The organism is Streptomyces sp. NPDC041940, from assembly GCF_055589465.1.
Genome location: NZ_JBVJBP010000006.1, coordinates 283,629 through 309,264, shown reverse-complemented (window position 1 = coordinate 309,264; position 25,636 = coordinate 283,629). Strand labels below are relative to the sequence as shown.

Annotated in this window: 27 protein-coding genes and 2 pseudogenes; 12 read left to right on the top strand and 17 right to left on the bottom strand. The window is 73.2% G+C overall.

Annotated features, from left to right (window positions below; translation table 11 throughout):
* Positions 1-119 precede the first annotated feature (119 nt).
* Together ACZ6I3_RS14015 and ACZ6I3_RS14010 are read right to left on the bottom strand one after the other, a co-directional pair.
* The gene (locus ACZ6I3_RS14015) at positions 120-497 is read right to left on the bottom strand and encodes a peptidase M23 (RefSeq protein WP_469414499.1); all 378 of its coding nucleotides are present in this window, start codon (positions 495-497) and stop codon (positions 120-122) included.
* Positions 498-549: 52 nt separating this feature from the next.
* Complete coding sequence (locus ACZ6I3_RS14010) at positions 550-924, bottom strand: SH3 domain-containing protein (protein ID WP_469414497.1); 375 nt, start codon at positions 922-924, stop codon at positions 550-552.
* 284 nt (positions 925-1,208) lie between these two features.
* On the opposite strand from ACZ6I3_RS14010, the gene ACZ6I3_RS14005 reads away from it, so the two are divergent.
* A complete protein-coding gene (locus tag ACZ6I3_RS14005; RefSeq protein ID WP_469414495.1) occupies positions 1,209-1,637 on the top strand; it encodes a VOC family protein in 429 nt (142 codons plus the stop codon).
* Between the two features lie 31 nt (positions 1,638-1,668).
* On the opposite strand, the gene ACZ6I3_RS14000 is transcribed toward ACZ6I3_RS14005, so the two are convergent.
* The 6 genes from ACZ6I3_RS14000 to ACZ6I3_RS13975 all read right to left on the bottom strand — a co-directional run bounded on the left by ACZ6I3_RS14000 (position 1,669) and on the right by ACZ6I3_RS13975 (position 6,863).
* The gene (locus tag ACZ6I3_RS14000; protein WP_469414494.1) at positions 1,669-2,934 is read right to left on the bottom strand and encodes an MFS transporter; all 1,266 of its coding nucleotides are present in this window, start codon (positions 2,932-2,934) and stop codon (positions 1,669-1,671) included.
* Positions 2,935-3,064: 130 nt separating this feature from the next.
* Positions 3,065-3,517 carry a YbhB/YbcL family Raf kinase inhibitor-like protein gene (locus tag ACZ6I3_RS13995; RefSeq protein ID WP_469414492.1) on the bottom strand — a complete coding sequence of 151 codons (453 nt, stop codon included), beginning with the start codon at positions 3,515-3,517 and terminating at the stop codon, positions 3,065-3,067.
* Positions 3,518-3,602: 85 nt separating this feature from the next.
* Positions 3,603-4,709, bottom strand: coding sequence for a CapA family protein (locus ACZ6I3_RS13990; protein WP_469414490.1), 1,107 nt, complete (start codon positions 4,707-4,709; stop codon positions 3,603-3,605).
* A gap of 49 nt (positions 4,710-4,758) precedes the next feature.
* The gene (locus ACZ6I3_RS13985; RefSeq protein ID WP_468185098.1) at positions 4,759-5,214 is read right to left on the bottom strand and encodes an archease; all 456 of its coding nucleotides are present in this window, start codon (positions 5,212-5,214) and stop codon (positions 4,759-4,761) included.
* Between the two features lie 54 nt (positions 5,215-5,268).
* A complete protein-coding gene (locus ACZ6I3_RS13980; protein ID WP_469414487.1) occupies positions 5,269-5,871 on the bottom strand; it encodes a DJ-1/PfpI family protein in 603 nt (200 codons plus the stop codon).
* Positions 5,868-6,863, bottom strand: coding sequence for a GlxA family transcriptional regulator (locus ACZ6I3_RS13975; protein ID WP_469414486.1), 996 nt, complete (start codon positions 6,861-6,863; stop codon positions 5,868-5,870). The genes ACZ6I3_RS13980 and ACZ6I3_RS13975 overlap by 4 nt, the downstream gene beginning before the upstream one ends.
* Before the next feature lie 175 nt (positions 6,864-7,038).
* Between ACZ6I3_RS13975 and ACZ6I3_RS13970 the strand changes: the two genes are divergently transcribed.
* The 3 genes from ACZ6I3_RS13970 to ACZ6I3_RS13960 all read left to right on the top strand — a co-directional run bounded on the left by ACZ6I3_RS13970 (position 7,039) and on the right by ACZ6I3_RS13960 (position 9,440).
* Positions 7,039-7,725 (top strand): dienelactone hydrolase family protein, encoded by a 687-nt coding sequence (locus ACZ6I3_RS13970; protein WP_469414484.1) that lies wholly within the window; start codon positions 7,039-7,041, stop codon positions 7,723-7,725.
* Positions 7,726-7,730: 5 nt separating this feature from the next.
* Positions 7,731-8,375: a phosphoribosyltransferase gene (locus ACZ6I3_RS13965; protein WP_469414483.1), complete on the top strand. Its 645-nt coding sequence runs from the start codon at positions 7,731-7,733 to the stop codon at positions 8,373-8,375.
* An 84-nt stretch (positions 8,376-8,459) separates the two neighbouring features.
* Positions 8,460-9,440 carry a TerC family protein gene (locus ACZ6I3_RS13960; protein WP_469414482.1) on the top strand — a complete coding sequence of 327 codons (981 nt, stop codon included), beginning with the start codon at positions 8,460-8,462 and terminating at the stop codon, positions 9,438-9,440.
* 4 nt (positions 9,441-9,444) lie between these two features.
* On the opposite strand, the gene ACZ6I3_RS13955 is transcribed toward ACZ6I3_RS13960, so the two are convergent.
* The 6 genes and pseudogenes from ACZ6I3_RS13955 to ACZ6I3_RS13930 all read right to left on the bottom strand — a co-directional run bounded on the left by ACZ6I3_RS13955 (position 9,445) and on the right by ACZ6I3_RS13930 (position 14,060).
* Entirely contained in the window at positions 9,445-10,635 is a 1,191-nt protein-coding gene (locus ACZ6I3_RS13955) for a CaiB/BaiF CoA transferase family protein (RefSeq protein ID WP_469414481.1), read from the bottom strand.
* A gap of 234 nt (positions 10,636-10,869) precedes the next feature.
* A pseudogene (locus ACZ6I3_RS13950) lies at positions 10,870-11,574 on the bottom strand (helix-turn-helix domain-containing protein); the annotation flags it as partial.
* A gap of 618 nt (positions 11,575-12,192) precedes the next feature.
* Positions 12,193-12,489, bottom strand: a pseudogene (locus tag ACZ6I3_RS13945) (helix-turn-helix domain-containing protein); the annotation flags it as partial.
* Between the two features lie 49 nt (positions 12,490-12,538).
* Positions 12,539-13,513, bottom strand: a complete 975-nt coding sequence (locus ACZ6I3_RS13940; protein ID WP_469414480.1) for an alpha/beta hydrolase — start codon at positions 13,511-13,513, stop codon at positions 12,539-12,541.
* Positions 13,510-13,719, bottom strand: a complete 210-nt coding sequence (locus tag ACZ6I3_RS13935; protein WP_469414478.1) for a hypothetical protein — start codon at positions 13,717-13,719, stop codon at positions 13,510-13,512. Before ACZ6I3_RS13935 ends, ACZ6I3_RS13940 begins: the two co-directional genes overlap by 4 nt.
* 101 nt (positions 13,720-13,820) lie before the next feature.
* Entirely contained in the window at positions 13,821-14,060 is a 240-nt protein-coding gene (locus ACZ6I3_RS13930; protein ID WP_469414476.1) for a hypothetical protein, read from the bottom strand.
* Positions 14,061-14,175: 115 nt separating this feature from the next.
* Here ACZ6I3_RS13930 and ACZ6I3_RS13925 point away from each other — a divergent pair, with 115 nt between their 5' ends.
* Positions 14,176-15,081 carry a LysR family transcriptional regulator gene (locus ACZ6I3_RS13925; RefSeq protein ID WP_469414474.1) on the top strand — a complete coding sequence of 302 codons (906 nt, stop codon included), beginning with the start codon at positions 14,176-14,178 and terminating at the stop codon, positions 15,079-15,081.
* Between the two features lie 161 nt (positions 15,082-15,242).
* Here ACZ6I3_RS13925 and ACZ6I3_RS13920 read toward each other — a convergent pair whose 3' ends face one another.
* Positions 15,243-15,821, bottom strand: a complete 579-nt coding sequence (locus ACZ6I3_RS13920) for a TetR/AcrR family transcriptional regulator (protein ID WP_469414473.1) — start codon at positions 15,819-15,821, stop codon at positions 15,243-15,245.
* A gap of 176 nt (positions 15,822-15,997) precedes the next feature.
* On the opposite strand from ACZ6I3_RS13920, the gene ACZ6I3_RS13915 reads away from it, so the two are divergent.
* The 4 genes from ACZ6I3_RS13915 to ACZ6I3_RS13900 are packed head-to-tail and all read left to right on the top strand — an operon-like array spanning position 15,998 to position 20,754.
* On the top strand, positions 15,998-16,540 hold the full coding sequence (locus ACZ6I3_RS13915; RefSeq protein WP_469414472.1) for a (2Fe-2S)-binding protein: 543 nt from the start codon (positions 15,998-16,000) through the stop codon (positions 16,538-16,540).
* Positions 16,537-17,529 (top strand): FAD binding domain-containing protein, encoded by a 993-nt coding sequence (locus tag ACZ6I3_RS13910; protein WP_469414470.1) that lies wholly within the window; start codon positions 16,537-16,539, stop codon positions 17,527-17,529. The genes ACZ6I3_RS13915 and ACZ6I3_RS13910 overlap by 4 nt, the downstream gene beginning before the upstream one ends.
* Positions 17,526-19,637 (top strand): xanthine dehydrogenase family protein molybdopterin-binding subunit, encoded by a 2,112-nt coding sequence (locus ACZ6I3_RS13905; protein ID WP_469414468.1) that lies wholly within the window; start codon positions 17,526-17,528, stop codon positions 19,635-19,637. Before ACZ6I3_RS13910 ends, ACZ6I3_RS13905 begins: the two co-directional genes overlap by 4 nt.
* Positions 19,630-20,754, top strand: coding sequence for an XdhC family protein (locus tag ACZ6I3_RS13900; protein WP_469414466.1), 1,125 nt, complete (start codon positions 19,630-19,632; stop codon positions 20,752-20,754). Before ACZ6I3_RS13905 ends, ACZ6I3_RS13900 begins: the two co-directional genes overlap by 8 nt.
* An 89-nt stretch (positions 20,755-20,843) precedes the next feature.
* On the opposite strand, the gene ACZ6I3_RS13895 is transcribed toward ACZ6I3_RS13900, so the two are convergent.
* Entirely contained in the window at positions 20,844-21,407 is a 564-nt protein-coding gene (locus ACZ6I3_RS13895) for an NADPH-dependent FMN reductase (protein ID WP_469414464.1), read from the bottom strand.
* Positions 21,408-21,537: 130 nt separating this feature from the next.
* On the opposite strand from ACZ6I3_RS13895, the gene ACZ6I3_RS13890 reads away from it, so the two are divergent.
* The 3 genes from ACZ6I3_RS13890 to ACZ6I3_RS13880 all read left to right on the top strand — a co-directional run bounded on the left by ACZ6I3_RS13890 (position 21,538) and on the right by ACZ6I3_RS13880 (position 25,038).
* On the top strand, positions 21,538-22,206 hold the full coding sequence (locus ACZ6I3_RS13890) for a TetR/AcrR family transcriptional regulator (protein ID WP_469414463.1): 669 nt from the start codon (positions 21,538-21,540) through the stop codon (positions 22,204-22,206).
* 93 nt (positions 22,207-22,299) lie between these two features.
* Positions 22,300-23,349 (top strand): LacI family DNA-binding transcriptional regulator, encoded by a 1,050-nt coding sequence (locus tag ACZ6I3_RS13885; RefSeq protein WP_469414461.1) that lies wholly within the window; start codon positions 22,300-22,302, stop codon positions 23,347-23,349.
* Between the two features lie 252 nt (positions 23,350-23,601).
* Positions 23,602-25,038, top strand: a complete 1,437-nt coding sequence (locus tag ACZ6I3_RS13880; protein ID WP_469414459.1) for an aldehyde dehydrogenase family protein — start codon at positions 23,602-23,604, stop codon at positions 25,036-25,038.
* A 132-nt stretch (positions 25,039-25,170) separates the two neighbouring features.
* Here ACZ6I3_RS13880 and trxA read toward each other — a convergent pair whose 3' ends face one another.
* Entirely contained in the window at positions 25,171-25,557 is a 387-nt protein-coding gene (trxA, locus tag ACZ6I3_RS13875) for a thioredoxin (RefSeq protein ID WP_469414458.1), read from the bottom strand.
* Positions 25,558-25,636: the final 79 nt, after the last annotated feature.

Below are 25,636 nucleotides of genomic sequence, written 5' to 3'. Positions count from 1 at the left end.
GCCCCCCCCCCCCCCCCCCGCCCCCCCCCCCCCCCTCCCCCCCCCCCCCCCCCCCCCCCCCCCCCCCCCCCCCCCCCCCCCCCCCCCCCCCCCCGCGGGCGTGTGGAGCGGACGGCGCGTCAGCAGTCCGGGACTCCGGCGATCTTCTCGCCGCCCCGGATGTACAGGTTGTTCACCCAGGCGATGTCACTGCCGGAGAACTCCATGACGGCGGTCCACCAGTTGTTGGTGCCCACGGCCGGGTCGGTGACCCGCTGGCCCTGCGTCTGGCACACGGCGTCCCCCCACCACTTCGAACGGACCGCGAGACGCGGGGAGTCGGTGGTCGGCTGCTGGCGCAGATTGACGTCGGTGGCCCAGATGTAGACGTCGGTGAGGGTCGGGTCGCCGTTGTTCGCCGCGGCGGCCGGGGCCGCGTGGGCGGTGCCGGCGAGCGCGCCGACGGTGAGCGCGACGGCGGCGAGGCCCATGGTGGTACGGCTGATCATTCGCTTCATGTGTCTGTCCCCCGTAGGACGATGGTGTGGTCGGGAGTGGTCATGGTCCGGGTCAGCAGCGCGCCGAGGACGGCAGGTCGCCGTACTCGTTGCCCTTGAGGTACACGGCGCTGACGTAGCCCTCGAGGAGCTTCACCCAGACGTCGTTGCTGTAGCCGTTGTCGGTGATGCGCTCGCCACGGGTCCAGCAGTAGGCGCCGAGCGGCTGCCCCGCCGGGCTCGTGGTGATCTTGTCGTAGGAAGTGCCAGGCCCGTAGCGGACGTTGACGTTCTCGTACGGCACGACCGCGTAGGGTGCCGCCTTGACGCGGGCGACGCCCTCCTGGCCGGCGGCCGACGCCGCGGCGGTTCCCGCGGTGAGCGGGCCGAGCAGCGCGAGCGCCCCGGCGCCGACGAGCGCGGCCCTGGCGAAGATGCGAGTGGACATGTCGATTCCCCCTGAACTGATGTGCAGCGGTGCGGCTCGTGGCCGACGCTCAGCACTGTAGGGAGACCTGGGGCGACGCGGTCCCTGACAATTGTCAGGGTCGTCCGGGACGGCGGGGACTTCGCGGAATCGGGGGGCGTTCGGCCACCCTGCCGGATGCGGCCGAAAACCGCTCGACGCCCCTCACCGCCTCTGTCTACGATCCACGGCGCGGCTTCGCGTGCCGGTCACCGGCCGGGTGAGGCATGGAGGCGCCGCGAAGATGCCCGTGGAGGCATTGACCAGTGTCAGTCGAGTTCAATCACACCATCGTCCTGTCCCGAGACCGGGAGAAGTCCGCTCGTTTCCTCGCGGAGATCCTGGGACTCGAGGTCGGGGCACCGGCCGGAGTGTTCCTGCCGGTGACGACCGCCAACGGCGTCACGCTGGACTTTCTCACCATCGACGCCGACATTCCCATGCAGCACTACGCGTTCCTCGTCTCCGAGGAAGAGTTCGACGAGGCACTCGCCCGCCTCGTCGCGGCCCGGATCCCCATCCAGGCCGACCCGCACGGCAATCAGCCGCGCCGGATCAACCGTCACGACGGGGGCCGGGGCGTGTACTTCCTCGACCCGGCGGGCCACGGCCTGGAGATCATCACCCGCCCGTACGGCGCCGACCCGTCCTCCCCGCTGAACGGCGTCACGGAGGACGTGCCCGGGTCGGTCTGAGCCGACCCGGACAACGCTCTGTCGGCCCCGGTCAGCCGCCGTCCGCCTTGAGCGGCAGGCGAGTCGGCTCGGGGCCGATGTCCGGTGTCCGGTCCCGGCGGGGGAGCAGGAGCGGGGTGGCGAGGAGGAGGGCACCGGCGAGGGCGATGGCCGTGCGGGGGCCGGTCAGGCCCGCCAGGAGGCCCCACAGCGCGGTCACGGCCGCGAGGGTGGCCTTGCCGGTGGCCGACCAGGCGGCAAGGGTGCGGGTGACCTGGCCCGCGGGGGTCCGCTCCAGGCGGTACGTGGCGAACACCGGGTTGAACACCGCGCAGCAGGTGATCAGCCCGAACTCGACCACCATGACCAGCGTCAGCCCGGCCGCGCCAGGGCCCACGAAGGCCAGACCGAGGGGCCAGCCCGACCGGAGCACCCCCGCCGTGAGCAGGACCCGGTGCCGGCCGAACCGCGTGACGAGCCGTGGCGCCAGCCGGGAGCCGAGCAGGCCACCGGTGCAGGGCACCGCGAAGGCGAGGGCGTACTGCCAAGGGGCGAAGCCGAGGTGGTCGACCATCAGGACCAGCAGCGGTGGCGAGGCCGCCAGGACCAGGGCGTTGAACAGGACCGTGTGGAAGAACAGCGGGCGCAGGCCCGGATCGGCCAGGATGTACCGCCAGCCGTCGAGCAGGTCGCCAGCCCGGGGCCGGGTCCCGGCGGACAGGGGCGGGGCAGGGGGTTTCTCTCCGCCGCCGATCGCCCCGATCCCCGACGCGGAGAGCAGATAGCTCACCGCGTTGGCCACCACGCTCGTCACCGGGCCGAACAGCCCGATCGCGGCCCCGCCCAGCGGCGGCCCGACCATGCTCGCGGTCCAGTTCGTCGCCTCGAACCGCCCGTTCGCGACGAGCAGGTCACGCCGGGGGACCAAGTCCTTCAGAAACGCCCCGGCCGCCGCGTTGAAGGTGATGTCGGCCGCGGCGACGGCTACCGACACCAGCAGCAACTGACCGAAGCTCAGCCGGCCCAGCGCGAACGCCACGGGGACGCTCAGCAGCACCACGCACCGGACCAGGTCCGTCGCGATCATCACCGGCCGCTTGCGGCGGACCTCCGCCCACGGCCCGAGCGGCACCGACACCACAGCGCCGACCGCCGGTCCCACCGCGGCCAGCAGCGCCACCTGCGCCGGACCGGCGTGCAGCGCGAGGACCGCGATCAGGGCGAACGCGTCGAACGCGAGCCAGGTACCGGCCGCACTGACCGCGTACGCACCCCACAACCACCCGAACCGCCGCCCCAGCGACCGTCTGCCCGCCATACCCGGCGCACACTCCCAGCTCCCGCGGACAACCCGGTGTTGACCGGGAGCCATCCAAGCGAGGACCGGGCCGGGCAAGCAAACAACCGTCCGGCACCTGAGCCACAACCAACCGTTGTGCCTCAGCGGGTCAGCGCTGGTACAGCCCCACCAGCGTCCCGTCCGCCAGCCGGCGCCGCTCGACCTCCTGGTGCACCTCGTCCGCGCCGGGCGCGTCGGGTAGGACGCACGGTTCGGACAGGGCGTACAGCCGGAAGAAGTAGTGATGGGCGTCGTCACCCGGCGGGGGATGCGGGCCGCCCCAGCCCTCCTGCCCGTAGCTGTTCACGAGCTCCGTGCCGCCCGGCGGGCAGTGCCCGGCCTCGACGCCGTCGCTGTGCGGGTCGATGCCGACCACGACCCAGTGCGCGAAGGTGCCCGACGGGGCGTCGGGGTCCTCGCAGAGCAGGAGCAGTTCGGCCGCGTCGTCCGGTACGCCGCTCCAGGCCAGCGGCGGGGACACATTCGGTCCCTCGTACGAGTACCGGCGCGCGATGAAGGAGTGGTCGTTGAACGCGTCGCTGCTGAGTTCGATGCCGGTCATGTGGCCCGGGGTACCCCTGCGGGACCCGGACATGCGAGTCCGGGACCGATCGCCGGGCCACACGGCCGGCTGAGCGGTCACCGGATCATCCGCCCGTCAGTGCCAGCGATCCGTCGGGCTCCAGCCTCACGCCCACCCCGCCGCTGATCAGGTCGAGCGTCGTCCGCAGCCAGGTACGGTCCGCCCCGGACGCGGGCTCCAGCCGCATCCGCCGTGCCCGCAGCGGCACCATGCGCAGCCCGGCCAGCCGTCCGCTGTCCGCCTCGACCGAGACGAGGAACGCGAGCCGCAGGTCGTCGCGGTACTCCTCGTAGCCGGAGATGCCCTCGTAGTCGTCGACGAAGTCGCCGCAGCCGTAGAGGATCAGCCGGTCCCGGTACACCTCCAGCGGGCGGGGATGGTGGGAGGAGTGGCCGTGGACGATGTCGGCACCGCCGTCCACCAGGGCCCGTGCGAAACGGACCTGCTCCCGGGGCACGCCGAAACCCCAGTTCGAGCCCCAGTGCACGGACACCACGGTGAGATCACCGGCCCGTGCGGCCCGCCGGATGTGCCGCACCACGGCGCCGGCCGCCAGGGGCGAGAGCGCGGGAACGTACGCGACCCCCGGCAGCTCCGCCGTCGCCGCCCAGCCGGACGGGATCCCGCTGGAGCGAGCCCCGAGGGCGAACACCAGCAGCCGGCCGCCACCCGGGAGGGGCACCACGGCGGGTGCGTACGCCTCGCCGGCCCCGCGCCCCGCGCCCGCCGTCCGCAGGCCCGCCCCGGCCAGCGCGTCCAAGGTCTCCGACAGGCCCGGGCGGCCGAAGTCCAGGACGTGGTTGTTGGCGAGGACGGTCACGTCGGGGCGGGCCACGGCCAGGGCCGGCATGTTGGCCGGGTGCATCCGGTAGTGGATCTCCTTGTCCGGCGCGAACGTGTCGCCGCTCGTCACCGACGTCTCCAGGTTCACGATCCGGGCGTCCGGAGCGGACTCGTCCAGCACGCGCAGCGCCTCGCCCCACGGCCAGGAGGGCGGGACGGGCGCGGGCACCGGCCCGTGCGCCGACTCCGTCAGCCGGACGTAGGAGCGCGCGTCCTCGACGTACGCCTCCCGCAGTGCCGGGTCGCAGGGGTGCGCCAGGATCTGGTCCACGCCGCGCCCGAGCATCACGTCACCGCACAGGAACAGCGTCACGATGCCGCCGCCCACACCTCCACGGTAGGACGCCGCTCAGGTCAACCCCGGCCGCTCAGGCCTCTCAGGCGTCGACCCTCACCGCACACGACCACCCGTACGGATCCGGCCCGATCCGCAGCTCCTCCCACGCCACCGCCGTCGGGACCGACCCGGTGATCTCCACGTCCGCGAGCCCGATGACCGCCAGCCGCACGTCCAGGCCGCCGTCGGCCTCGTCCGCCTCCACGTCCACCGGCACCTGGCCGTACTCCTCCCACCGGAAGATGACCTCGTCCAGCAGCGTGGCCAGCAGATCGTCGTCGCTGGCCTCGGCCAGGCGCACCCGGTCCACCGCGGTGGCCCGCACCCCGGAGACGTCCGCGAAGCACTCCACCAACGCCAGCACGGCCTCCGCCAGACAGTGCTCCCGGCACGCCGCCCACGCCTCGATCCGGACATCACCCGGATGCGGCACCGCCCGGTGCCCGCACTCGCCCGGCTGCCGTCCCTGCCCGCCGTCGCCCGTGTCACCGCCCATGGACTGCGCTTGCCCGACACCGGCCCACCCATGCAGCGCCGGCCGCCGCGGCCGTCAGAGGGGCTCGTCCGCGAGGTACGGCGGAGCCGGGTCGTACTGGATGTAGCGGCGCACGGCCCGCGCGTGATCCCGGCCGTGCAGCCGGCCGACGAGCCACAGCGCGCTGTCGATGCCGGCCGACACACCCTGGCTGGTGACCAGTTTGCCGTCCACGACATAGCGGACGTCCCGGACGACCGTCACATCGCCCCGCGCCTCCAGGGCATCCTCCTGGCCCCAGTGGGTGGCCACCCGGCGTCCCCGGGCTGGGCCCGCCGCGTGCAGCAGGAAGGTGCCGGTGCACACGCCGTGCACCCAGGCGGCCCGCTCCGCCGTCCTCCCGATCCAGTCGGTGACCACCGGGTTGTGCAGCTGGACCTCACGCGCGCCCCGCCCGCCCGGCACATGCAGCACATCCAGGGGCGGATGGTCGTCCAGGGTGTGGTCGGGCAGCACGCGCAGGCCCTTGTTGCAGCGCACCGGGCCGGGATGCTCGGCGACGAGCACCGCCGTGTCGGCGCCGTCGCGCAGCCGGGCGGAGACGGTGAAGACCTCCCAGGGCCCCACGAAGTCGAGTTCCTCGGCCTCCTCGAAGACCAGCAGTCCGTAGCTCGTCATACGTTTTCTTCTTCCTCTGAGACGTGATGGACCCCGGCGGATCCCGTGGTGGAGCGGAACCGGGCGCGGTAGTCCGACGGCGCGACGCCGAGCCGGCGGTGGAACGTGCGGCGCAGGGTCTCGGCCGTGGCGAAGCCGCAGCGGCGGGCGATCGCCTCGACCGGTTCGTCCCCCTCGGTCAGCGCGCGCCGGGCCGCCTCGACGCGCACCCCCTCGACATACGTGGCGGGCGGCACGCCCAGCTCGGCGGTGAAGCGGCGCTGGAGGTGACGCGGGCTCAGCCCGGCATGCGCGGCGAGGGCAGCGATGTCGTGCCGGGCGCCCGGATCGGCGTGGACGGCGCCGACGGCGGCCCGCACCGGGTCGGTCGCCGGCTGCCGCGACCAGAGCGCCACGCTGAACTGCGACTGGCCGCCCGGACGGCGCAGGAACAGCACCAGCCGGCGAGCCACCGCGTGCGCGACGTCCCGGCCCAGGTCGTCCTCCACCAGGGCGAGCGCCAGATCCATGCCGGAGGTCACCCCGGCCGAGGTCCACACCCGTCCGTCCCGCACGAAGATCGGGTCGCAGTCCACCCGCACCTCGGGATGCTCCCGGATCAGCTGCTGCTCCCGGGCCCAGTGCGTGGTGACCCGCCGCCCGTCCAGCAGCCCCGCGGCCGCCAGCAGGAACACCCCGCTGCACACCGAGGCGACCCGCCGGGCACCGGCCGCGGCGGCGGCGATCCAGGAGACCAGCGCCGCATCCTCCCGGGCCCGGTAGACACCCCGGCCGCCGACCACCACCAGGGTGTCCGTCGCGCCCGGGTCGAGGTCCGCCACGCCGTGCCCGGCGTGCACCAGCAGCCCGCCGGCCGACCTGACCGGTCCCGGCCGGGACGCCACGACCTCGCAGGCGTAGTCGCCCGCGCTGTGGAACACCTCGTGCGGGCCGGTGAGATCGAGCGGCTGGAAGCCGTCGAAAACGACGAAGACGATACGACGTGGAGTCACTCGCGCAGTCACCCTTCCACGCTCCGTCCGCCCGGGTCATGGCGTCAACGACACGCATCCCACAGATCGCGCCACACCACACACGGGACGCCTGCCGCGGCGTGGGTAGGCGGACGGCAGGACCCACCGAGGAAACCGGGGGAACCGAAGGAAACCGGGGGAGAGGAGGCCTTCGATGATCACCCAGACGGTCACCGTGCCCGTCGGCGGCGCCGCGCTCACCGGTGATCTGAACCTGCCGCCGAACGCCCGCGCGGTCGTGCTGTTCGCGCACGGCAGCGGCAGCTCCCGGCACAGCCCCCGCAACCGCGAGGTCGCCGCCGGCCTGCGCACCGCCGGACTCGGCACCCTGCTGATCGACCTGCTCACCGAGGAGGAGGAACGCCAGGACCTGCGCACCGCCGAACTCCGCTTCGACATCCCCCTGCTGGGACGCCGGCTGGTGGCCGCCATCGACTGGCTGGAGCACTGGTACGGCACGCGGAGCCTGCCCGTCGTCCTGTTCGGCGCCAGCACCGGCGCGGGCGCGGCCCTGGTCGCCGCCGCCGAACGGCCCGGCCGGGTCCCGGCGGTCGTCTCGCGCGGCGGCCGGCCCGACCTGGCGGGCGACGCCCTCGAGGCTGTCCGGGCCCCGGTGCTGCTCATCGTGGGCGGCCGGGACCAGCACGTGCTGCGGCTCAACGAGGAAGCCGCCCGGCGGCTGCACGCCCCGCACACCCTCCACGTCGTGCCCGGCGCCACCCATCTGTTCGCGGAGCCCGGCACGCTGGACCGCGTCACCGAGGCGGCCCGGCAGTGGTGCGACGAGCGACTGAGCACCACGGCGGGCCGAGGGACCCCTTCGTACGGGAAGCAGAGGTGACCGTCATGCGGTTCCGCGATCGCCGGCAGGCAGGCCGGGAACTGGCCGGGAAGCTGCGCACCCGGCAGGACGCGGGAGCGCTGCCCCGACCGCTCGTCCTCGCCCTGCCCCGCGGCGGGGTCGCCGTGGCGAGCGAGGTCGCGGCGGCGCTGGACGCCCCGCTCGACGTGCTCGTCGTACGGAAGATCGGGGCGCCCTTCCAGGAGGAATACGGCATCGGCGCTATGGCCGGGGACGAGGTGCCGCTCCTCGACGAGGACGCCCTGCGCCACCTGGGCCTCGGCGTGGCCGACCTCGCCCCCGTCATCGAACGGGAGCGCGCGGAACTGCGCCGCCGCGAGCGGCTGTACCGGCAGGGCCGCCCCGCGCCCGACCTGCGCGGACGGACGGTGATCGTCGTCGACGACGGCCTGGCGACCGGTTCCACGGCCCGCGCCGCGCTGCGCTCCGTACGCCGTCAGGCGCCCGCACGGGTCGTGCTGGCCGCGCCGGTGTGCTCGCCGGAGGCGGCCGAGCTGATGCGCGCCGTGGCCGACGAGGTGCTCTGCCTGCACCGACCGGCGGCGTTCATGGCCGTGGGCCTCTGGTACGAGAACTTCGACCAGCTGACGGACCAGGACGTCCTGGAGGCGCTCCACGTGCAGCTTTGACCAATTGTTCACCTGACGGGTGTGGCGGAAATCAGCCACAACGGACAACGATGTCCCAACCCCACACCTGTATCAGGAGCAACAGTGAACGTCTCGCTCTCCGTATGGCTGCTGACCGTGGCAGCCCTGTGCGTGCTCGTCGCCGTCGACTTCTTCGTCGGCCGCAAGCCCCACGACGTGTCGATCAAGGAAGCCGGGACGTGGACGGTGGTGTGGATCGTCCTGGCCGTGCTGTTCGGGCTGGGGCTCTGGTACTTCGGTGGGAGCGGGCCCACCGGTGAGTTCTTCGCCGGGTACATCACCGAGAAGTCGCTGAGCGTGGACAACCTCTTCGTGTTCGTCCTGATCATGGGGAAGTTCGCGGTGCCCTCGCAGTACCAGCAGCGGGTGCTGATGGTCGGCGTGCTGGTGGCCCTGGTGCTGCGGGCCGTCTTCATCGCGGCCGGCGCGGCGATCATCTCGGCCTTCTCCTGGGTGTTCTACATCTTCGGTGCCTTCCTGATCTGGACCGCGTGGAAGCTGGTCCAGGACGCGCGCAAGGACCAGCACGAGGAGGAGTACCAGGAGAACAAGCTGCTGAAGATGGCGGAGGAGCGCTTCGGGGTGGCCGACCGCTACCACGGCACGAAGCTGTTCATCACCGAGAACGGCAAGCGGATCATGACGCCGATGCTGGTCGTGATGCTCGCGATCGGCTCCACCGACGTGCTGTTCGCCCTCGACTCCATCCCCGCGATCTACGGCCTCACCCAGGACCCGTACATCGTGTTCACCGCGAACGCCTTCGCGCTGATGGGCCTGCGCCAGCTGTACTTCCTCATCGGCGGCCTGCTGAAGAAGCTGGTCCACCTCTCGTACGGACTGTCGATCATCCTCGGCTTCATCGGCGTGAAGCTGGTGCTGCACGCCCTGCACGAGTCGGGCGTCCACGTGCCCGAGATCGGCATCCCCTTCTCGCTGGGCTTCATCGTGCTGGTCCTGACCGTCACGACGATCACCAGCCTGCGGGCCTCGAAGAGGCAGGAGGCCGAGGAGGAGACACGGCGGGCGGCCGAATCCCGCTGAGCGTCTAGACGACACCCTCCGCGCGCAGCGCCGCCACCTCCTCGCCGGTGCGGCCCAGCTCGCTGAGGATCGCCCCGGTGTGCTCGCCGACCGCCGGGACGGGGTCCATGCGCGCGGGCACACCGGCCAGGTCGGCCGGCGGCAGCAGGGCCTCGACGGTGGCGCCCGGCACCGCGACCTCGGTCCAGCGGCCGCGGCCGGCCAGCACCGGGTGGTCCAGGAACGCGGCGACGTCGTTGACCCCGGCACAGGCGATGCCGATGCGCTCCAGGTCCTTGAGGATCTCGTCGGAGCCGGAGCGGGCGAAGCGGCCGGCGACGACGGTGTCGAGCTCCTCGCGGTGGGCGACGCGGTCGGAGGCGGTGGCGAAGCGCGGATCGTCGGCCAGCTCCGGCCGGCCGAGGAACTCCGCGCACAGGGCCGCCCATTCCCGCTCGTTCTGGATGGAGAACAGCACCTCCTTGCCGTCGGCCGCCGGGTACGTCCCGTACGGCGCGATGGTGGCGTGCTGGGTGCCGAGGCGCGGGGGCTGGGTGCCGCCGTACCGGGTGTAGTAGGCGGGCTGGCCCATCCACTCCGCGAGCGCCTCGAACAGGGACACCTCCACCGGGTGGGCCTCGCCGGTGGTGGCGCGGGTGTAGAGGGCGGTGAGGACGCCGCTGTACGCGTACATCCCGGCGGCGATGTCGGCCACGGAGATCCCGGTCCGGGCGGTCCCCTCCGGGGTGCCCGTCAGGGACACCAGCCCGGTCTGGCACTGCACGAGCAGGTCGTAGGCCTTGCGGTCGGCCCAGGGGCCGGTCGTGCCGTAGCCCGAGATCGTGCAGGGGATCAGGCCCGGGCGGTGGTTCGTGACGGTGTCCGCGTCCAGGCCGAGCCGGGCGGCGGCGCCCGGGGCGAGGTTCTGCACGAACACGTCGGCGCCGTCGAGGAGGTCGTGCAGGATCTCGCGGCCGCGCGGGTCTTTCAGATCCAGGGTGAGGGACTCCTTGGAGCGGTTGAGCCACACGAAATAGCTGGCGTGGCCGTGCACGGTCGTGTCGTAACGGCGGGCGAAATCGCCGCCGCCCGGCCGCTCCACCTTGATCACCCTCGCACCGAGGTCGGCGAGCTGCCGGGTGGCGTAGGGCGCGGCCACGGCCTGCTCCACACTGACCACCGTGACCCCGGACAGGGGATAGCGCTGCACGCTCATGCCTCATGCTCCTGAACCTCGTACGGACGGCGCCCGGACAGTCTCTCCCGGGCGCCGGGCCGTGGCACGGGCCAGGGGCGCGATCTGGATCACGACGGGGCGTATCACAAACGGGGTGTTCCCCGGGCGGCCGGTCGGCCAGGGCCTGTCGTCTGGTTGTCCGGCTCAGCTCGCAGGGAATGGGCGTTGTGCCTGCCGGGCCCCGCGTCCGCGGCCTGATCCGGACGACAGGCCCTACGGGCGGGCCAGGTGCCGCATGGCCAGGGCCAGTTGGAGCCGGAGCCGGCCCTGCGGGGTGCGTACCGGCCAGCCGAGCAGGTGCTCCGCGTGCGTCAGCCGGTCCTGGAGCGTGGAGTGGTGGACGTTGATCCCGGCCGCTGCCGCCCGCAGGCTCGCCGTGGACGCGACCGCGTGCAGCGTGGCCGGCAGCCAGGGCGTGGATGCCGCGGCCGCTTCCAGGGCCCGGACGTCGGGTGGCGGCTCTGCGCCCGGTACGACGAGGTCGGCGAGCAGGGCGATTCCGCCCAGCTCATCGGCGTACACGACTCGCGGCCCGGGGTCCTGCGGGGTGCCCTCGGCGGTGAACCGCAGGGCGGTACGGGCCGCCGCCCATGACCGGGGCAGTTCGAGCACGGGCACGGCGGGCCCGACGCCGAGCCGGGAGTCCGGTGGAACCGGGTGGGACTCCGCGATGTCCGTCCCGGCCGGTACGACCCGAGGCCGGTTGTTCCGCGGGGCGAGCACCCGCGCCGGTGCCGTGGCGTCCAGACCGAGCCGACGGGCGGCGTACAGGCGCGCCTGCTCCGGGGCCGTGGCATCCAGAAGGGTCTCCACCAACGCCGGGTCATCGGCCGGGGCCCGACCACGAGTACGGTCGAGAACGAGCCGCAGGGCAACGGCGGCCCGTTCGAGTATCACGGCGTCGACGACGCTGGGGGAGAGCGCCACGGGTTCCGTTTCGGCCGCGCCGGGCCGGGCCCCGGCCTGCTTTGCGACGGCCTGGCCGGGTGCGGCCCCGGCCTGCTTGGTGACGACCTGGCTTGGCGTGGCCCCGGCCTGTTTTGCGACGACCCCGGCGGGCGCGGCTCCTGCCTGCTTGGTGACGACCTGGCTTGGCGTGGCCCCGCCGTGTTCTGTGCTGGCCGCGCCGGGTTCTGCCCCGGTGGGCATCGTGACGACCCCACCGGGTTCTGCCTCGCCCTGCTCCTCACCGACCCGGCTTGGCGTCGCCTCGCCGTGTTCTGTGCTGGCCGCGCCGGGTTCTGCCCCGGTGGGCATCGTGATGGCCTCGCCGGGTGCGGCCTCGGCCCGCCGCTCTGCGTCGAACGGGCTGGGTGCGGCCCCGGCGTCCTCCGTGACGACCCCACCGGGTTCTGCCTCGCCCTGCTCCTCACCGACCCGGCTTGGCGTGGCCCCACCGTGCTCTGTGCTGGCCCCGCCGGGTGCGGCCCCACCGTGCTCAGCGATGGCCTCGCCGGATGCGGCCCCCGCCTGCTCCGTGACGCCCACGCCGGGCCCGGGCCCGGCCCCCTCCGTAGCGCCGCCGTCCCGCTCCGCCCCGTCGCGTTCCAGCCACAGGATCGCCGGTCCGTTCGGGCTCAGTCGGGCGGAGGGCCAGGTGGGGTTCGGTGGGGTCTCGGTGTCCTGGCGTGTGCCGTCGGGCAGTACGCGGACGTGGACGCGTCGCTCGGGGTCCACCAGCCGGGCCGGGCAGCCGGACAGTACGGCGGCGCCGCGTACGAGTGCCTCGACACCGGCCCTGGACTCGGCCAGGCGGTCGAAGTAGGCGATGACCCGGACCGCCGCACCGGCATCCGGGTCGAGCGCGGTCAGGCGTCCGGCCAGCTCTTTCATGGACCTATGGTGCGCCATGCGGCTGCCCGGCCAGGAGAGAAGCCTGCCGTCACCCGTTCAGCAGCCTCCGCAACCAGTTCACATGCGCCGCCCGGGCCGACTGCGACAGCGCCGCCTGGGGTGCGAATCCGTCGAAGCCGTGGAAGCCGCCCGGCCAGACATGGAGTTCGGCCACGCCACCGGCCTGCCAGATGCGCGAGGCGTAGGCGACGACCTCGTCGCGGAAGGTCTCCGCCGAGCCGACGTCGAGGAAGGCCGGGGGCAACCCGGTCAGATCCTCGGCACGGGCCGGCGCCGCGTACGCCGGTACGTCGGGCCCGCCCCGCCGCGACCCCAGCAGCGCGGTCCAGCCGGTCTCGTTGGCAGTGCGGTCCCACACCCCGAGGCCCGCCATCTGGTACGTCGAGGGCGTGTCATTGCGGTCGTCGAGCATCGGGCACAGCAGGACCTGCCCGATCGGCCGCGGCCCCTTGCGGTCCCGGGCGAGCAGGGCCAGCGCCGCGCACAGCCCGCCGCCCGCGCTCGCACCCGCGATGACGATCCGCTCGGGGTCGGCGCCGAGCTCGTCGGCGTGGTCGGCCGTCCACAGCAGACCGGCGTACACGTCCTCGACGGGCGCGGGATGCGGATGCTCCGGCGCCAGCCGGTACTCCACGGACACCACGACCGCGTCCAGCGCCTGCGCCCACGCCAGTGGGACATCGACCCCGACCCGGTTGTTCCCGATGACCATGCCGCCGCCGTGCACGTGGTAGATGACGGGCCGCGCCCCGGCGGTCGCCGGAGCGGTCGGCCGGCAGATCAGCAGGGATATGTCGGGCTCGCCCTGAGGACCGGGCACCAGCCGGTCCTCCACCTCGAACGTCCCGCCCATCGTCAGGTCCAGCTCGGCGAGCAGCGCGATGCCCGGGCCCTGGCGCACCTCGGCGATCTGGTCCGGCGTGAGGCCCGGGGTGATCATGTCCTTGATCAGCTCCAGGGCACCCGCGAGTTCGGGGTCGAACGGGGGCGGAACGTGCGTCATGGCGTCTCCTCACGCGAGGTCACGGCGGCTCGGGCTGCCATGGTCGGCCCCGCCGCCCGGGTCGCGGGCGCCGCCGAGCGGCGGAACCTGCCCGCCGTACGGCGGGTGGCGCTCATGGGACGCGTGAGGGCGACCACCGTGAGCGCGGCGACCGGCACGCACACGCCGGCCACCCGAAGCGGCCGTACGCACGCATGCTCAGCCACGAGCCGACGGCGCCACCAAGATACGCGCAGGTCATGAACGCGGTGATGAGCCGGCCGCACACCCCGCCCCCGGTCATCGTCACGAAACCGCCGGTGCTCGCCTACCCGAAGCGGGGCGCAGGGACCCTGTGGGAACCGGACCCCGAGCCGGAGGCGGGCCCGCCGCGGGAGACGACGCGCGTCCCGCACCCGTCGACGAGACGGACCTGCAGCGAGCCGCACCCGCAGCGCGTCCACTCCGTGCGGCCCGTCGCGGTGGTGTGCCGCGACAGCACCTGGAACGGCTCGCCCCCGTCCGGCCAGCCGCAGTGCGGGCAGGCCGTGGCATTGGTGCTGGTCATGACTGACTCCTCGTACGTCGTGGCTGGTTGACCGTCGCGACACAGCCAGGGTGCGTCGAGAAATCCGTACACGTCCAGGTTGACTTTGTGGACGGCATTGTGAAGCGTGGACTGCATGATTGACCTGCGCAGGCTGCACGTCCTCAGGGCCGTCTCCCACTACGGCACGGTCACCGCCGCCGCCCGGGCCCTGCACTTCACCACGTCCGCCGCCTCCCAGCAGATCCGGCAGCTCGCCCGTGACCTGGACGTCGAACTTCTGGAACCCCAGGGACGCGGGGTGCGCCTCACCCCGGCCGCCGAGAGCCTCCTGGCGCACGCCGACGCCATCCAGGCCCGCTGGGACCTGGCCGAACTCGATCTGCGGGCCGACCATGGAGCGCCCTCCGGGGTGCTGCGCGTGACCGGGTTCCCTGTGGCGATCTCGGTGCTGCTGGCCCCGATGGCGGCCCGGCTGGGCGAGCGGCATCCACGGCTGTCCGTGCGGATCGCCGAGGTGGGTGTCCCGGAGAGCTTCGACCTGCTCTTCGAGGGGGAGACCGACCTCGCGATCGTCGAGGCCACGCCGCTCAACCCGCCGCTGAGCGATGCGCGGTTCGACCAGCAGTCGCTGCTGGACGACCCGTTCGACCTGGTCGTCCCCGAAGGCCACCGGCTCGCCGGGCGGGCCCGGGTCGATCTCGCCGAGGCGGCGCGCGAGGCGTGGATCGCGCCGGTGGAGGGCAGCCCTTGCCGTCCGCACGTCCTGTCCGCCTGCGGCGCGGCGGGGTTCACCCCCGACGTCGTCCACCACGCCCTCGACTGGAACGTCGCCGCCCACCTCGTCGCCCACCGGCTCGGCGTCGCCCTCGTCCCGCGCCTGGCCCACCTGACCCCGCACCTCCCGATCACCCGGGTCCGCTGCACAGGAAACCCCCACCGCAAGCTCCTGACCTGCACCCGCGGTGGCGGCCACGCCCGCCCGGCGGTCGCGGCGGCTCTCCAGGAACTGCGCGAACTGGCCCCCACGGCGATCGGTTGAAGCCACCACCCGCACACCATGCATCGGCCGTGGCCCGGAGGCCGCCCCGTGTCGTGTTCCGGGGTGCCCGTCGCGAGGCGGACATCGGTGGTCGTCTGCGGAACACCGCGGACACCGCCCTCAGCGCATGCGTCAGGAATCGCCGTCCGATGGCCGGGCCCTCAGCGCCCCGGTGCCCCCACCCGCAGCGCGTCCATGACGAGGTCCAGCAGCCGGGTGGCGCGTGGTTGCCAGTCGGTGTGGGGGTCGATCGTCCAGAGGCCGCCGATCGTGAGGAAGAGATCGTCCGCGGTGATCCCCGGGCGGATGGTGCCGGCCTGCTCGGCGGCGCGCAGCAGCAGTTCGGCCGCCTCCGTCACCGGCGTGTGTCCCGGCTTCGCGGGCTGCCCCGGCGCGCTCGTGGCCTGGCGGATGGCGTCGGCCAAGCCCGCCTTGGTCATGGCGAACCGTGCGAGCCGGTCCATCCACTCGCGCAGCGCCCGGTCGGGTTCCCGGCTCTCGAGCAGGGGTGCGGCGGTGTCGGCGACCTGCTGCATCTCGTGGCGGTAGATCTCCAGGACGAGTGCCTCACGGCTGGGGAAGTGGCGGTAGAAGGTGCCCTGCCCGACGCACGCCTTCTTGGCGATCGAACTCAGCGGCGCGTCCGCCGAACGCGTCAGCTCGATCAGCGCCACTTCCAGGATGCGCTCGCGATTGCGTTGCGCGTCCGAGCGCAGAGGAGCGTCCTTCTTCTGCCGCACTCGCCCTCCTCGCGGTCCCATGGCCGAAACCCGGCCCTTGTTAAGCGGACAGTTGTCCGTTAAGTTTTCGGGTAACGGACAACTGTCCGCTTGCTCCATCGTATCGGTGTGCCGTCCGCGCGGACAGCCCGCGCCCCCTGCCTCCTGGCCTCGCGACACTGAGAGAGAAGGCTTCCATGCCCCCATCGACGTCCAGCGACCTCACCCTGTCCGTCAACGGCGAGAAGTACACGCTGACCGTCGACCACCGCACCACGCTGCTCGACGCCCTGCGCGAACGACTCGATATGACCGGTACGAAAAAAGGCTGTGATCAGGGGCAGTGCGGCGCCTGCACCGTCCTGGTCGACGGCCGCCGGAGCGTCGCCTGTCTGCAGCTGGCCGTGGCGGCCGAAGGGCGCGAGATCACCACCATCGAAGGCGTGGCCGAGGGCGACCGACTGCACCCGGTACAGCAGGCGTTCCTCGAACTGGACGGCTACCAGTGCGGCTACTGCACGCCGGGACAGATCTGTTCGGCGATCGCGATGATCGAGGAGCACGCGGCCGGCTGGCCGAGCGCGGCCACCGACGACGTACGGCCCGAGGCGGGGCCACCACCCCTGACGCCGGAGGAGATACGGGAGCGCATGAGCGGCAACCTGTGCCGCTGCGGCGCGTACGTGTCGATCGTCCAGGCCGTGGCCCGCGCCGCGGAGTCCAAGGGGGCGGCGGCATGAGGGAGTTCGGCTACCAGCGGGCGTACGACGTCTCCGGCGCCGTGGCGCTGCTCGACGGCGACCGGGAAGCCCGCTTCCTGGGCGGCGGCACCAACCTGGTCGACCTGATGAAGACCGGTGTCGAGCGGCCCGCCCTCCTCGTCGACGTACGCGAACTGCCCCTGAACCGCGTCGAGCCCACCGAGGACGGCGGGCTGCGCATCGGGGCCACCGTCACCAACAGCGACCTCGCTGCGCACCCCGAAGTCCGGCGCCGCTACCCGGCGTTGGCGCAGGCCGTACTGGCCGGTGCCTCCGGGCAGCTGCGCAACATGGCCACCGTCGGCGGCAACCTGCTCCAGCGCACCCGCTGCGGCTACTTCGCCGACGTCAGCGCCCCCTGCAACAAGCGCAGCCCGGGCAGCGGTTGCCCCGCGATCGAGGGCGAGCACCACAACCACGCCGTCCTCGGCGCGTCCGACCACTGCGTGGCCACCCACCCCTCCGACATGGGTGTGGCCCTGGCCGCCTTCGACGCGACCGTGTCGTACGAGACGGCGGACGGGCCGGGGGAGGTGCCGCTCGCCGACTTCTACCTGCCGGTGGGGGAGACCCCGCATCTGGAGACCGCCCTGCCGCCGGGCGCGCTGATCACCGGCGTCACCCTGCCGCCCACCGCCACAGCGGCCAACTCCCGCTACCGCAAGGTCCGCGAGCGCGCCTCGTACGCCTTCGCCATCGGCTCGATCGCCGCCGCGCTCGACGTCCGGGACGGCGTCGTGCACGACGTGCGCCTGGCCTTCGGCGCCGTCGCCTCCCGGCCTTGGCGGGCCCGCGCGGCCGAGGGCGTCCTGCTCGGCGCACCCGCTGACGCCGAGACCTTCGCGGCCGCCGCGGAGCTGGAACTGGCCGCCGCCAGGCCCCTGCCCCACAACGGATACAAGGTGACCCTGATGCGCAACCTCGTCGTCGCCGTGCTGAGCGAACTCGCCGAGGAGGCCACCCGATGACCACCGCCACCAGGGGCTCCGTCGGCTCCGCGCACACCCGTGTGGAGGGCCGCGACAAGGTCACCGGAGCGGCTCGCTACGCCGGTGAGATCCCGTTCGCCGAGCTCGCCCACGGCTGGCTGGTGCTGTCCACCGTCGCCCGCGGCCGCGTCCGCGCCCTGGACACCGAGGCCGTGCTCGGCATGCCCGGTGTCCTCGCCGTGCTCCACCATGAGAACGCCCCGCGCGTCGACACCGACTACGCAGGGCTGTTGGGGGCCCCGGACCCGAGCATCGCCCTCTTCCAGCACGACCGGGTGGCCCACCTGGGCTGGCCCGTGGCGCTGGTCGTCGCCGAGACGTCCGAACAGGCCCGGGAAGCCGCCGAGTCCCTCCAGGTCCACTACGACCAGGAACCGCACGACGTCGCGTTCTCCGCCGAGCGGCAGACCGAGGCCTACGCGCTCGACGGCCATATGCCGGGCGTCGTCGAGAAGGGCGACCTGGAGGCCGAACTCGCGGCGTCCGCCGTCGTGCTGGACGCGGAGTACACCACTCCGGAGGAACACCACAACCCGATGGAGCCGCACGCGGCGACGGCCCGGTGGGAGGGCGGCCGGCTCGAGGTCGTCGACTCCAACCAGGGAACCACCTGGGTCGCCGGCGAACTCGCCAACCTCTTCTCCCTCGACCCGGCCTCCGTACGGGTACGGTCCGAGCATGTCGGAGGCGGCTTCGGCAGCAAGGGCGTCCGTGCGCACCAGGTGGGCGCCGTGATGGCCGCGACCGTTCTGCAGCGCCCGGTCCGGGTCGTCATGACCCGCCGGCAGATGTTCTCGCTCGCCGGGTACCGCAGCCCCACGGCCCAGCGGGTCAGGCTCGGCGCGGACGCGGACGGGCGGCTGCGCGCCTTGGAGCACCGGTCGCTGAACCTCACCTCGACCGTGCACGAGTTCGTCGAGCCGAGCGCCGCGGCGGGCCGGTCCATGTACGCGGCCGACGCCCACCACACGGCCAGCCGGATCGTACGGCTCGACGTACCGACCCCGACGTGGATGCGCGCCCCGGGCGAGGCACCGGGCTCGTTCGCGCTGGAGTCGGCGCTCGACGAACTCGCCGAGCGGTGCGGCCTCGACCCGATCGAGCTGCGCGTACGGAACGAGCCCGAGGTGGGCCCGGTGTCCGGACTGCCGTTCGGCAGCCGCAACCTGATCGCCTGCTTCCGGGAGGGCGCCCGCCGGTTCGGCTGGGCGGACCGGGACCCGCGGCCGGGAGTGCGCCGCGACGGCCGCTGGCTGCTCGGCACGGGCACCGCCGCCGCTTCCTTCCCCGCCGGGGCCATGCCCTCGACGGCGGCCGTCACCGCGGAGGCGGACGGCACCTTCACGGTGGGGATCAACGCCGCGGACATCGGCACCGGCGCCAGGACCGCGCTCACGCTGGTCGCCGCCGACGCGCTGGAAGTGGCGACGGACCGCGTCCGGGTGCGCATCGGGGACAGCGACTTCGGCCCGGCGATGATCGCCGGCGGCTCGATGGGCACCCGCTCCTGGGCCTGGGCCGTCACGGCCGCCGCCGACGAGCTGCGCCAGAGCCTCGCGCCGGGCGCCGACATCCCGCCGGAGGGCATCACCGTACGGTCCGACACGTCCGAGGCCATCGGTGCCCTCGCCCAGAAGGAGCGGCACTCCTTCGGAGCGCAGTTCGCCGAGGTCGCCGTCGATCCGGCCACCGGCGAGGTCCGCGTCCGCCGGATGCTGGGCATCTTCGCGGCCGGCCGGATCGTCAACCCGCTCACCGCCCGCAACCAGTTCGTCGGCGGCATGACCTGGGGCATCTCCATGGCCCTGCACGAGGAGGCCGTACGGGACCGGGCCGGCGGCGGCCTCTACGGCGCCGACCTCGCGGGCTACCACGTCGCCGCGCACGCCGACGTGCCCCACATCGAGGCCGACTGGGTCGACGACCCCGACCCGGACGACCCGGTCGGCATCAAGGGCATCGGTGAGATCGGCATCGTGGGTGCCGCCGCGGCGGTCGCCAACGCCGTGTGGCACGCGACCGGCGTACGCCACCGGAACCTGCCGATCCGGCCCGACCGTGTCCTGATGGCGGGCGGCGATGCTTGACCTGGCCGGGCAGCTGCACGAGTGGATCGAGGAGGGCCGGGAGTTCGCCGTCGCCACGGTCGTCGCCGTCGGCGGCAGCGCCCCGCGCCCTCCCGGCGCCGCCATGGCCGTCCGCGCCGACGGCACAGTCATCGGCTCGGTCTCCGGGGGCTGTGTGGAAGGCGCCGTGTACGACCTCTGCCTCCAGGCCCTCCAGGAGGGCGAGACGCTCGTCGAGCGGTTCGGCTACAGCGACGAGGACGCCTTCGCCGTGGGGCTGACCTGCGGCGGAACCATCGACGTCATGATCACCCCGTACGACGCCGCCCAGAAACCCCAGACGGCCGCGCTGTCTGTGACCGCCCGGGGCGAGCCGGTGGCTCTCGCCCGGGTGGCCCGGGGGCCCGCCGGCCTCCTCGGCCGGGCGGTGCTCGTACGCCCCGACGGTTCACACGAAGGTGGTCTCGGCGGTACCCCGGACCTGGACCGCACGGCGATCAGCCAGGCACGCGCCCTGCTGGACGCCGGCCGCACCGGTACGGTCGAGCTCTCCGAGGACGGCTCGCACTGCCCGGGCGGTCTCACCCTGCTCGTGGAGTCGGCCGTGCCGCCGCCCCGCATGATCGTCTTCGGCGCGATCGACTTCGCGGCGGCCCTGGTACGGGCGGGCAAGCTGCTCGGCCATCACGTCACCGTGTGCGACGCCCGCCCCGTCTTCGCCACCCGGGCCCGCTTCCCCGACGCCGACGAGATCGTCGTGGACTGGCCCCACCGCTATCTGCGGGCGACGGAGACCGACGGACGCACGGTGCTGTGCGTGCTCACCCACGACGCGAAGTTCGACGTGCCCCTGCTGACGGAGGCCCTGCGACTGCCGGTCGCCTATATCGGTGCCATGGGCTCCCGCCGCACCCACCAGGACCGCGACCGGCGCCTGCGGGAAGCGGGCGTCGGCGAGCGCGAGCTGGCCCGGCTGAGGTCGCCGATCGGACTCGACCTGGGCGCGCTTACGCCCGAGGAGACCGCCGTGTCCATCGCGGCGGAGATCGTCGCGGCACGGCGCGGCGGAACGGGCCTGCCGCTCACCGGCTCGGGGACCCCGATCCACCGGGCCGAGCAGCTGCCCCAAGCGGTCTGACACGGTCGGGAACACGCCGGAGGGGCCGCAGCCCGCAATTGGCTGCGACCCCTCTCCGGCACCGGTCGTCGCACCGGTCGCCTGACGGGTCAGGCGGCGGCCGGCTCCGTGGCATGGCCGTGCAGACGGGTGATGACCTCGGTCAGCTGCTCGGCGACCTCGGCGTCGTCGGCCGGGTGCGTCTCGGCGAAGCGGGTCATCGAGCCGGGGATGGACAGCTTGACGTCCTCCAGCACCTTGCCGCCGGCCACACCCACGGACTTGCGGGTCTCGTCGTGCGCCCAGACACCGCCGAACTGGCCGAAGGCGGTGCCGACCACGGCGACCGGCAGGCCGCTGAGGGCACCGGCGCCGTACGGGCGGGACAGCCAGTCGATGGCGTTCTTCAGGACGGCCGGGATGGTGCCGTTGTACTCGGGCGTGAACAGGATCAGGCCGTCGGCCGCGCCGGCGGCCTCACGCAGCTTCACGGCGGCGGCCGGAACACTGCCCTCGACGTCGATGTCCTCGTTGTAGAAGGGGATCTCGGCGAGGCCCTCGAACAGGTTCACCTCGGCACCCTCGGGGGCGAGCTTGACGGCCGCCTCGGCGAGCTGGCGGTTGTGCGACCCGGCGCGAAGGCTGCCGACGAGCGCGAGGATGCGAACAGACATGCTGACTCCCACATAGAGAAAGACTGCTGCGAAACACAGCCGTTACGATCCGGACCGAGGTCCGTTTATTGTTCTAGCACCCTAACCGGACCGCGGTCCAGTTTTGTTCCCGATGCTTTACGCTGGCTTCATGTCCACCGCCCCGCCCCCCTTCCCGACGCCTCAGGAGCCCGTCGCCCGTCCCGAGCTGATCCAGCTCGACAGCGCCCCGGAGGTCGACGAGCCGTGCCTGCGGGCCGACGCGGCGCGCAACCGGGCCCGGCTGCTGGAGGCCGCCGGGCGGCTGGTGGCGGAGCGCGGCGCGGACGCCGTCACGATGGAGGCGGTGGCCGCGGCGGCCTGCGTCGGCAAGGGCACGGTCTTCCGCCGGTTCGGCGACCGCACCGGCCTGCTGACGGCGCTGCTCGACCACTCCGAGAAGAAGTTCCAGGCCGCGTTCCTCAGCGGCCCGCCGCCGCTCGGACCGGGCGCGCCGCCCGTGGAGCGGCTGAGGGCGTTCGGCCTCGGGATGCTGCGCCGCTCGGTCGACGAACTGGAGCTGCAGCTGGCGGCCGAGGCGGGTGCGAACCGCCGCTTCGTCGTCCCGGCCCGCCGGGTGCTGCGTCATCACGTGGCCATGCTCCTGCGGCAGGCGGTCCCCGACGCGGACTGCGAACTCCTCTCCCACACGCTGATGGGTCAGCTCGACCCGGCCCTGATCCACCACCTGACCAAGCAGTGCGGGATACCCCTGGCCCGCCTCGAGGATGCGTGGACCGACCTGGTCGACCGGCTCACGGGCGCGGAATCCACCCGCTAGCGCAGCCCCTTGAGGTGCCCGCCGGCCCTCGTGAACGCTCACGCCTTCGTCACAACTCCCCCGCCTGAAGCGCGCATTGAGGCTTCTGCCAAGATGCCGTACGTCATGGTGCAGATACCGAAAACGCCCGCGCCCCCGTCCCCCGCACCGATGCGCTCCGTGCCCACGAGCGCCGATGTGGCCCGCCTGGCCGGCGTCTCGCGCGCGACCGTCTCCTACGTCCTCAACAACACCACCGCCGTACGGATCAGCGAGCCCACCCGCCGCCGGGTCCACCAGGCAGCGAAGGAACTCGGGTACGTGCCGCACGCGGCGGCCCGCTCCCTGCGCGCCGGGCACAGCCGCATGGTCCTGATCCCCGCGCCGACCTTCCCCGTCGGCCCGCTCTACAGCCGGTTCCTCACCGATCTCCAGGTCGCGCTCGGCGGCCTGGACTACACGGTCGTGCAGTACGGCACCGGCGCCCCGCACGGCGACGACGCCGCCCGCGCCTGGGCCGAACTGCGGCCCGTGGCCGTGCTGGTGCCCGGCTCCGGACTCGGTCCGCAAGGAGTGGCGGTGCTCAAGCGCTCCGGGGCCCGGGCCGTGGTCACCCTCGGCCCCGAGACCATCGAGGGCGCGCACGCCCTGCTCATGGACCACGATGTCGTCGGCTACAGCGCGGGCGCCCACCTCCACGACCGCGGCCGCCGCCGGATCGGCGTCGTCGTCCCGCAGGAGACCGGCCTCGAGGCGTTCTCCGCGCCCCGGCTCGACGGTGTGCGCCAGTCCCTGCGCGGCACCGACGCCACGGTGACCGAACTGCCCCTCGCCTTCGAGGAACAGGCCGCGGCGCGACTCGCCGCCCGCTGGCGGACCCTCGGTCTGGACGCCGTGTTCACCTACAACGACGAGTACGCGATGCTGCTGATGCGGGCCCTGCAGGACGAGGGCATCCGCATCCCCGAGGAGACGGCCGTGGTGGGCGCCGACGATCTGATGCTCGGCCGGCTGCTGCGGCCGCGGCTGACCACCGTCCACCTGGAGCTGCCCTCGGGCCGTGAACTCGCCGAACTGGTCGACCGCGCCGTGCGCAAACCCGGGACCGAGCCCGAGACGCACAAAGTGCTGGGCGCGACGGTGCTGCACCGCGACTCGAGCTGACCCGCCCGGAAGACGACTCCTCGGCAGACGGCCGGAACCATCCGGCCGACAGGCGGCGCCGGTCATCGCCCTGAGGCATGACTAGGATGTTGCATCCTCAACAAAATGGGGGCGCGTGCGAACGCGGCCGCAGCCCACACGGCTGCCCGGATCGCCGCGCCCCGCCCTGTGACCGCCGAACCGGCCACGTTCTCACGGGAGTTCCCTCCACCCGTACCCGTACGCCGGTGACCGATCGATCGGAGAGCCGTCATGCCGTTGCTCGACACCAGGACCTGGCAGCCCCGCACCCTCGCGGGGCCCGGGTACACCGTCACCGAGCCCGCCACCGGCGGGGCCCTCGGCACCCTCGCCCTCGCCACCCCCGGGGATGTCGGCGCCGCCGCCGGGCGCGCGGCCGCCGCCCAGCGCGAGTGGGCCCGCGCCCCGCACTTCGCCCGCGCCGCCGTCCTCCGCAAGGCGGGCGACCTGTTCACCGCGCACGCCGCCGAACTGCGCGAATGGATCGTCCGCGAGTCCGGTTCCGTCCCCGGCAAGGCCGACTTCGAACTGCACGTCGCCGCCCAGGAATGCTACGAGGCCGCCGCGCTCGCCTCCCGCCCGGCCGGACAGGTCCTGCCCAGCGAGGCGCCGCGCCTGTCGTACACGCGCCGCGTCCCGGCCGGTGTGGTGGGCGTGATCTCGCCGTTCAACGCCCCGCTGATCCTGTCCATCCGCTCGGTCGCGCCGGCCCTGGCCCTGGGCAACGCGGTCCTCCTGAAGCCGGACCCGCGCACGGCCGTCTGCGGAGGCCTGGCCCTGGCCGCGGTCTTCGCCGCCGCGGGCCTGCCCGAGGACCTGCTGCACGTGCTCCCCGGCGGCCCGGACGCCGGACAGGCCCTGGTCTCCGACCCGCGCGTGCCGGTCATCTCCTTCACCGGCTCCACCGCCGCCGGACGGGCCGTCGGCGAGGCCGCCGGCCGTCACCTCAAGCGGGCCCACCTGGAACTGGGCGGCAACTCGGCCATGATCGTGCTGGAGGACGCCGACCTCGACGCGGTGATCTCCACCGCCGCCTGGGGTTCGTTCTTCCACCAGGGCCAGATCTGCATGACGACCGGACGCCACCTGGTGCACGCGTCCCTCTACGACGAGTACGTCGAGCGGCTGGCCGCCAAGGCGGACTCCCTCGCCGTCGGCGACCCGTACCGCGACCACGTCCACCTGGGCCCCATCATCGACTCCGGGCAGCTCGACAAGATCAGCGGCCTGGTCGACTCCAGCAGGGCCGCGGGCGCCAAGATCGCCGCGGGCGGCACGCACGACCGGCTCTTCTACCGGCCCACGGTCCTCGCCCACGTCGACGACCGCACCCCGGCGTACACGGAGGAGGTCTTCGGCCCGGTGGCGCCCGTGCGCTCCTTCAGTACCGCCGACGAGGCGGCGGCCCTGGCCGCGCAGAGCCCGTACGGCCTCTCCCTGGGCATCGTCACCAGGGACACCGCCCGCGGCCTGGACCTCGCCGAGCGCATACCCACCGGCATCGTCCACATCAACGACCAGACCGTGAACGACGAGGCCGTGGCACCGTTCGGCGGGGTGGCCGCCTCCGGCACCGGCGCCCGCTTCGGCGGCGAGGCCAATCTGGAGGCCTTCACCGAACTGCGCTGGACGACGGTACGCGCGGACGTGGCCCCGTACCCGTTCTAGGCCGGACACGACGCGGGGCCCGGACACGACGCGGGGCCCGGACACGACGCGGGGCCCGGCCCGGCCGGGGATACTCCGGCCGGGCCGGGCCCGGGGTGGTCGCTCGGGGGCGTCTGCTCGCCCCCGGGCGGCTTACTCGCTCCCCTGCGGCTGCTGGGCCTGCTGCTCGGCGACGGCCTTGCGGACCTCGTCCATGTCCAGGCCCCGGGCCTGGCCGATGACGTCGGTCAGGGCGGCCTCGGGCAGGGCACCCGGCTGGGCGAACACGGCGACCTGGTCGCGGACGATCATCAGCGTGGGAATCGACTGGATACCGAAGGCCGCGGCCAGCTCCGGCTGCGCCTCGGTGTCCACCTTGCCGAACACCAGGTCCGGGTTCTCGCCCGCCGCCTTCTCGTACACCGGGGCGAACTGCTTGCACGGCCCGCACCACTCGGCCCAGAAGTCGATCACGACGAACTCGTTGTCCGTGACCGTCTGGTCGAAGTTCTCCTTGGTGAGCTCCACGGTGCTGCTCATGGTGTAAATCCCTCTTCCTGGTGTGGGGGCAAACCGTCGGCACAACACGGCCGACCTGGTAGGTATTCCGCGCCCCTAC